Origin of the sequence: Escherichia sp. KCJ4928, from assembly GCF_004352695.1 — a bacterium.
Lineage (GTDB): Bacteria > Pseudomonadota > Gammaproteobacteria > Enterobacterales > Enterobacteriaceae > ECMA0423.
Window position 1 is genome coordinate 47,686 of the sequence record NZ_SJWV01000009.1, and the last position, 6,912, is coordinate 54,597.

A 6,912-nucleotide genomic window follows, 5' to 3' on the forward strand; every position below is an offset into this window, starting at 1 on the left:
CCTGTTGTCGCCTGCTCTGGATTAACGGATAATAGGCGGCTTTTTTATTTCAGGCCGAAAAATGACTGACTACCTGTTACTGTTTGTCGGAACTGTACTGGTCAATAACTTTGTACTGGTCAAGTTTCTCGGTCTCTGTCCGTTTATGGGGGTTTCCAAAAAACTGGAAACCGCGATGGGCATGGGGCTGGCAACAACGTTTGTGATGACGCTGGCGTCTATTTGCGCCTGGCTTATCGATACGTGGATTTTGATCCCACTTAATCTGATTTACCTGCGCACCCTGGCATTTATTCTGGTGATTGCTGTGGTCGTGCAGTTCACCGAGATGGTGGTGCGCAAAACCAGCCCGGTGCTTTACCGTCTGCTGGGGATTTTTTTGCCGCTTATCACCACCAACTGTGCAGTGCTCGGCGTGGCGTTGCTGAATATCAATCTCGGGCACAATTTCTTGCAGTCGGCGCTGTACGGTTTTTCCGCCGCTGTCGGTTTCTCGCTGGTGATGGTGCTCTTCGCCGCCATCCGCGAACGCCTTGCTGTGGCTGATGTCCCGGCACCTTTTCGCGGTAATGCCATTGCGTTAATTACCGCAGGTCTTATGTCTCTGGCCTTTATGGGCTTTAGTGGTTTGGTGAAGTTGTAATGAATGCTATCTGGATTGCCGTTGCCGCCGTGAGCCTGCTGGGCCTGGCGTTTGGCGCCATTCTGGGTTATGCCTCCCGCCGTTTTGCGGTGGAAGACGATCCGGTCGTTGAGAAAATTGACGAAATCTTACCGCAGAGCCAGTGTGGTCAGTGCGGTTATCCCGGCTGTCGCCCCTACGCGGAAGCCATCAGCTGTAACGGTGAAAAAATCAACCGTTGCGCCCCAGGTGGCGAAGCTGTGATGCTAAAAATTGCCGAGTTGCTTAATGTCGAGCCGCAGCCGCTGGATGGCGAAGCGCAAGAGCTAACGCCTGCGCGGATGGTGGCGGTTATTGATGAAAATAACTGTATTGGCTGCACTAAATGTATTCAGGCTTGTCCGGTAGACGCCATCGTTGGCGCTACCCGTGCCATGCATACGGTAATGAGTGATCTCTGTACGGGCTGCAATTTATGTGTTGATCCGTGCCCGACGCACTGCATCTCGTTGCAACCGGTCGCAGAAACACCTGACTCCTGGAAATGGGATCTGAACACCATTCCCGTGCGTATCATTCCCGTGGAACACCATGCTTAAGTTATTCTCTGCATTCAGAAAAAATAAAATCTGGGATTTCAACGGCGGCATCCATCCACCGGAGATGAAAACCCAGTCCAACGGTACACCCCTGCGCCAGGTACCACTGGCGCAGCGTTTTGTTATTCCACTGAAACAGCATATTGGCGCTGAAGGTGAGTTGTGCGTTAGCGTCGGCGATAAAGTATTGCGCGGCCAGCCGCTTACCCGTGGTCGCGGCAAAATGCTGCCTGTTCACGCGCCCACCTCGGGTACCGTTACGGCTATTGCGCCCCACTCTACGGCTCATCCTTCAGCTTTAGCTGAATTAAGCGTGATTATTGATGCCGATGGTGAAGACTGCTGGATCCCGCGCGACGGCTGGGCCGATTATCGCACTCGCAGTCGCGAAGAGTTAATCGAGCGCATACATCAGTTTGGTGTTGCCGGGCTGGGCGGTGCAGGATTCCCGACAGGCGTTAAATTGCAGGGTGGCGGAGATAAGATTGAAACGTTGATTATCAACGCGGCTGAGTGCGAGCCGTACATTACCGCCGATGACCGTTTGATGCAGGATTGCGCGGCTCAGGTCGTAGAGGGTATTCGCATTCTTGCGCATATTCTGCAGCCACGCGAAATTCTTATCGGCATTGAAGATAACAAACCGCAGGCGATTTCCATGCTGCGCGCGGTGCTGGCGGACTCTAACGATATTTCTCTGCGGGTGATTCCAACCAAATATCCTTCTGGCGGTGCTAAACAATTAACCTACATTCTGACCGGGAAGCAGGTTCCACATGGCGGGCGTTCATCCGATATCGGCGTATTAATGCAAAACGTCGGCACTGCTTATGCAGTGAAACGTGCCGTTATTGATGGCGAGCCGATTACCGAGCGTGTTGTAACCCTGACTGGCGAAGCAATCGCTCGCCCGGGCAACGTCTGGGCACGGCTGGGGACGCCAGTGCGTCATTTATTGAATGATGCCGGATTCTGCCCCTCTGCCGATCAAATGGTGATTATGGGTGGCCCGCTAATGGGCTTTACCTTGCCATGGCTGGATGTCCCGGTCGTAAAGATTACCAACTGTCTGTTGGCTCCCTCTGCCAATGAACTTGGCGAACCACAGGAAGAACAAAGCTGCATCCGGTGTAGCGCCTGTGCTGACGCCTGCCCTGCGGATCTTTTGCCGCAACAGTTGTACTGGTTCAGCAAAGGTCAGCAACACGATAAAGCTACCACGCATAACATTGCTGATTGCATTGAATGTGGGGCTTGCGCGTGGGTTTGCCCGAGCAATATTCCCCTGGTGCAATATTTCCGTCAGGAAAAAGCTGAAATTGCGGCTATTCGTCAGGAAGAAAAGCGCGCCGCAGAAGCCAAAGCGCGTTTCGAAGCGCGCCAGGCTCGTCTGGAGCGCGAAAAAGCGGCTCGCCTTGAACGACATAAGAGCGCAGCCGTTCAACCTGCAGCCAAAGATAAAGATGCGATTGCTGCCGCTCTGGCGCGGGTGAAAGAGAAACAGGCCCAGGCTACACAGCCTATTGTGATTAAAGCGGGCGAACGCCCGGATAACAGTGCAATTATTGCAGCACGGGAAGCCCGTAAAGCGCAAGTCAGAGCGAAACAGGCAGAACTGCAGCAAACTAACGACGCAGCAACCGTTGCTGATCCACGTAAAACTGCCGTTGAAGCAGCTATCGCCCGCGCCAAAGCGCGCAAGCTGGAACAGCAACAGGCTAATGCGGAACCAGAAGAACAGGTCGATCCGCGCAAAGCCGCCGTCGAAGCCGCTATTGCCCGTGCCAAAGCGCGCAAGCTGGAACAGCAACAGGCTAATGCGGAACCAGAAGAACAGGTCGATCCGCGCAAAGCCGCCGTCGAAGCCGCTATTGCCCGTGCCAAAGCGCGCAAGCTGGAACAGCAACAGTCTAATGCGGAACCAGAAGAACAGGTTGATCCGCGCAAAGCCGCCGTCGAAGCCGCTATTGCCCGAGCCAAAGCGCGCAAACTGGAACAGCAACAGGCTAATGCGGAACCAGAAGAACAGGTTGATCCGCGCAAAGCCGCCGTCGAAGCCGCTATTGCCCGTGCCAAAGCGCGCAAGCTGGAACAGCAACAGACTAACGCAGAACCAGAAGAACAGGTTGATCCGCGCAAAGCGGCAGTTGCCGCGGCTATTGCCCGCGCTCAGGCCAAAAAAGCCGCCCAGCAGAAGGTTGTAAACGAGGACTAAATGGTATTCAGAATAGCTAGCTCCCCTTATACCCATAACCAGCGCCAGACATCGCGCATTATGCTGTTGGTGTTGCTCGCAGCCGTGCCAGGAATCGCAGCGCAACTGTGGTTTTTTGGTTGGGGTACTCTCGTTCAGATCCTGTTGGCATCGGTTAGTGCTCTGTTAGCCGAAGCTCTCGTACTCAAACTACGCAAGCAGTCGGTAGCCGCAACGTTGAAAGATAACTCAGCATTGCTGACAGGCTTATTGCTGGCGGTAAGTATTCCCCCCCTCGCGCCATGGTGGATGGTCGTGCTGGGTACGGTGTTTGCGGTGATCATCGCTAAACAGTTGTATGGCGGTCTGGGGCAAAACCCGTTTAATCCAGCAATGATTGGTTATGTGGTCTTACTGATCTCCTTCCCGGTGCAGATGACCAGCTGGTTACCGCCACATGAAATTGCGGTCAACATCCCTGGTTTTATCGACGCCATACAGGTTATTTTCAGCGGGCATACCGCCAGTGGTGGTGATATGAACACACTACGCTTAGGTATTGATGGCATTAGTCAGGCGACACCGCTGGATACATTTAAAACCTCTGTCCGTGCCGGTCATTCGGTTGAACAGATTATGCAATATCCGATCTACAGCGGTATTCTGGCGGGCGCTGGTTGGCAATGGGTAAATCTCGCCTGGCTGGCTGGCGGCCTGTGGTTGCTATGGCAGAAAGCGATTCGCTGGCATATTCCCCTCAGCTTCTTAGTAACGCTGGCGTTATGCGCAACGTTGGGCTGGTTGTTCTCACCAGAAACACTGGCAGCACCGCAAATTCATCTGCTGTCTGGTGCGACCATGCTCGGCGCATTCTTTATTTTGACTGACCCGGTTACCGCTTCTACGACCAATCGTGGTCGTCTTATTTTCGGCGCGCTTGCGGGCTTATTAGTCTGGTTGATCCGCAGTTTCGGCGGCTATCCTGACGGCGTGGCTTTTGCCGTCCTGCTGGCGAACATCACGGTTCCTCTGATCGATTACTACACGCGTCCGCGCGTCTACGGCCATCGCAAAGGGTAAACCATGCTGAAAACTATCCGAAAACACGGCATTACGTTAGCGCTATTTGCAGCGGGTTCAACAGGGTTAACTGCGGCCATCAACCAGATGACCAAAACGACGATTGCTGAACAGGCCAGTCTGCAACAAAAGGCATTATTTGATCAGGTGCTGCCAGCCGAACGCTATAACAATGCGCTGGCACAGAGTTGCTATCTGGTAACTGCGCCAGAGTTAGGTAAAGGTGAGCATCGGGTTTACATCGCCAAACAGGATGACAAACCGGTAGCCGCCGTTCTGGAAGCAACCGCGCCAGATGGCTATTCCGGTGCGATTCAGCTGCTGGTGGGAGCCGATTTTAACGGCACGGTACTTGGCACGCGCGTGACAGAGCACCACGAAACGCCAGGGCTTGGCGATAAAATCGAACTGCGCCTTTCTGACTGGATCACCCATTTTGCGGGTAAAAAAATCAGTGGTGCAGATGATGCGCACTGGGCGGTGAAGAAAGATGGTGGTGATTTCGACCAGTTCACCGGCGCGACGATTACTCCCCGCGCGGTGGTTAATGCGGTAAAACGCGCCGGATTGTACGCTCAGACGTTACCGGCACAACTTTCTCAACTTCCTGCCTGTGGAGAATAAAGCGTGAGCGAAATTAAAGACGTTATTGTTCAGGGGTTGTGGAAAAACAACTCTGCGCTGGTCCAGTTGCTCGGCCTTTGTCCTCTGTTGGCGGTCACGTCCACTGCCACTAACTCTCTGGGTTTAGGACTTGCGACTACGCTGGTACTGACGCTGACCAACCTGACCATTTCGACGCTGCGTCACTGGACGCCAGCCGAGATCCGCATTCCCATTTACGTGATGATCATCGCCTCGGTGGTCAGCGCTGTACAGATGCTGATCAACGCCTACGCCTTTGGCCTGTATCAATCATTAGGGATTTTTATTCCGCTGATTGTCACTAACTGTATCGTTGTGGGCCGCGCTGAAGCCTTCGCCGCCAAAAAAGGTCCGGCGCTTTCGGCACTGGACGGCTTTTCAATTGGTATGGGCGCAACCTGCGCCATGTTCGTGCTGGGTTCACTACGCGAAATTATCGGCAATGGCACATTGTTTGACGGTGCAGATGCGCTGTTAGGTAGCTGGGCAAAAGTATTACGCGTGGAAATTTTCCACACCGACTCCCCTTTCCTGCTGGCGATGCTGCCTCCAGGTGCATTTATTGGCCTGGGACTGATGCTGGCAGGAAAATACCTGATTGATGAAAGAATGAAAAAGCGCCGTGCTGAAGCAACTGCCGAACGTGCATTGCCAAACGGTGAAACAGGGAATGTCTGATGAACAAAGCAAAACGCCTGGAGATCCTCACTCGCCTGCGTGAGAACAATCCTCATCCCACCACCGAGCTTAATTTCAGTTCGCCTTTTGAATTGCTGATTGCCGTACTGCTTTCCGCTCAGGCGACCGATGTCAGTGTTAATAAGGCGACGGCGAAACTCTACCCGGTGGCGAATACGCCTGCAGCGATGCTTGAACTGGGCGTTGAAGGGGTGAAAACCTATATCAAAACGATTGGGCTTTATAACAGCAAAGCAGAAAATATCATCAAAACCTGCCGTATCTTGCTGGAGCAGCATAATGGCGAGGTTCCGGAAGATCGTGCTGCGCTTGAAGCCCTGCCCGGCGTAGGTCGTAAAACAGCCAACGTCGTATTAAACACTGCATTCGGCTGGCCGACTATTGCTGTCGACACGCACATTTTCCGCGTTTGTAATCGTACTCAATTTGCGCCGGGGAAAAACGTCGAACAGGTAGAAGAAAAGCTACTGAAAGTGGTTCCGGCAGAGTTTAAAGTCGACTGCCACCATTGGTTGATCCTGCACGGGCGTTATACCTGCATTGCCCGCAAGCCCCGCTGTGGCTCTTGTATTATTGAAGATCTTTGTGAATACAAAGAGAAAGTTGACATCTGAAGAAAAGGGGTAACACCGATTACCCCATTGATAACCTTTCTTTATCCTCTTTTAAAACATCTTTTTAACGTGAATGATGCCATTGCTTAGCGTTATCATCAGGTAATCCGTTTGCGGATAACCAAAAATGCAGGTTAATTGTTTTTTTAATAGCGAAATTTTCTATTCATTCGTGATCAAGATCACGATGCTGTCGCAATGTAAAAACATTGCAAGAATCAGGTTAAAATCATTTAAATTTACACACGCAACAAATATTGACCTACAAAACATTACACTGGCTATTTTTCAGAAACTGGACTATCTCACTAGTAAAAACGCTAAATAGCAGAACATATCGCCGTTAAGCCATCACCCCCCTCTCAGTGCAGTGAAAAAATCTGCCGTTACGTTTTTTGAAAAATTTAACGCTGGATAACATTTCCCGGAATGGTTGAATTCCCCGCCTCAGTTATATGT

7 protein-coding genes are annotated in these 6,912 nt (G+C 52.2%); all 7 read left to right on the top strand.

From position 1 onward, the window contains the following. Window positions 1-61 precede the first annotated feature (61 nt). Genes rsxA through nth form a run of 7 tightly spaced genes read left to right on the top strand, consistent with a single transcriptional unit; the run spans window position 62 to window position 6,453 of the window. Window positions 62-643, top strand: coding sequence for an electron transport complex subunit RsxA (gene rsxA / locus E0D98_RS02880; RefSeq protein ID WP_000133193.1), 582 nt, complete (start codon window positions 62-64; stop codon window positions 641-643). Then, window positions 643-1,221, top strand: a complete 579-nt coding sequence (gene rsxB, locus E0D98_RS02885) for an electron transport complex subunit RsxB (RefSeq protein ID WP_000991809.1) — start codon at window positions 643-645, stop codon at window positions 1,219-1,221. The genes rsxA and rsxB overlap by 1 nt, the downstream gene beginning before the upstream one ends. Then, on the top strand, window positions 1,214-3,436 hold the full coding sequence (gene rsxC / locus E0D98_RS02890) for an electron transport complex subunit RsxC (protein WP_096955445.1): 2,223 nt from the start codon (window positions 1,214-1,216) through the stop codon (window positions 3,434-3,436). The genes rsxB and rsxC overlap by 8 nt, the downstream gene beginning before the upstream one ends. Beyond that, on the top strand, window positions 3,437-4,495 hold the full coding sequence (rsxD, locus tag E0D98_RS02895; protein WP_000231922.1) for an electron transport complex subunit RsxD: 1,059 nt from the start codon (window positions 3,437-3,439) through the stop codon (window positions 4,493-4,495). It abuts the gene before it with no gap. A gap of 3 nt (window positions 4,496-4,498) precedes the next feature. Further along, window positions 4,499-5,119 carry an electron transport complex subunit RsxG gene (rsxG, locus tag E0D98_RS02900; RefSeq protein ID WP_000920784.1) on the top strand — a complete coding sequence of 207 codons (621 nt, stop codon included), beginning with the start codon at window positions 4,499-4,501 and terminating at the stop codon, window positions 5,117-5,119. A 3-nt stretch (window positions 5,120-5,122) separates the two neighbouring features. Continuing rightward, entirely contained in the window at window positions 5,123-5,818 is a 696-nt protein-coding gene (rsxE, locus tag E0D98_RS02905) for an electron transport complex subunit RsxE (RefSeq protein WP_001289669.1), read from the top strand. After that, a complete protein-coding gene (gene nth / locus E0D98_RS02910) occupies window positions 5,818-6,453 on the top strand; it encodes an endonuclease III (protein ID WP_001030339.1) in 636 nt (211 codons plus the stop codon). The genes rsxE and nth overlap by 1 nt, the downstream gene beginning before the upstream one ends. Window positions 6,454-6,912 lie beyond the last annotated feature (459 nt).

Coding starts and splice junctions, on each gene's coding strand:
- rsxD (WP_000231922.1), top strand. CDS start 3,437: ATGGTATTCAGAATAGCTAGCTCCCCTTATACCCATAACCAGCGCCAG.
- nth (WP_001030339.1), top strand. CDS start 5,818: ATGAACAAAGCAAAACGCCTGGAGATCCTCACTCGCCTGCGTGAGAAC.
- rsxG (WP_000920784.1), top strand. CDS start 4,499: ATGCTGAAAACTATCCGAAAACACGGCATTACGTTAGCGCTATTTGCA.
- rsxC (WP_096955445.1), top strand. CDS start 1,214: ATGCTTAAGTTATTCTCTGCATTCAGAAAAAATAAAATCTGGGATTTC.
- rsxB (WP_000991809.1), top strand. CDS start 643: ATGAATGCTATCTGGATTGCCGTTGCCGCCGTGAGCCTGCTGGGCCTG.
- rsxA (WP_000133193.1), top strand. CDS start 62: ATGACTGACTACCTGTTACTGTTTGTCGGAACTGTACTGGTCAATAAC.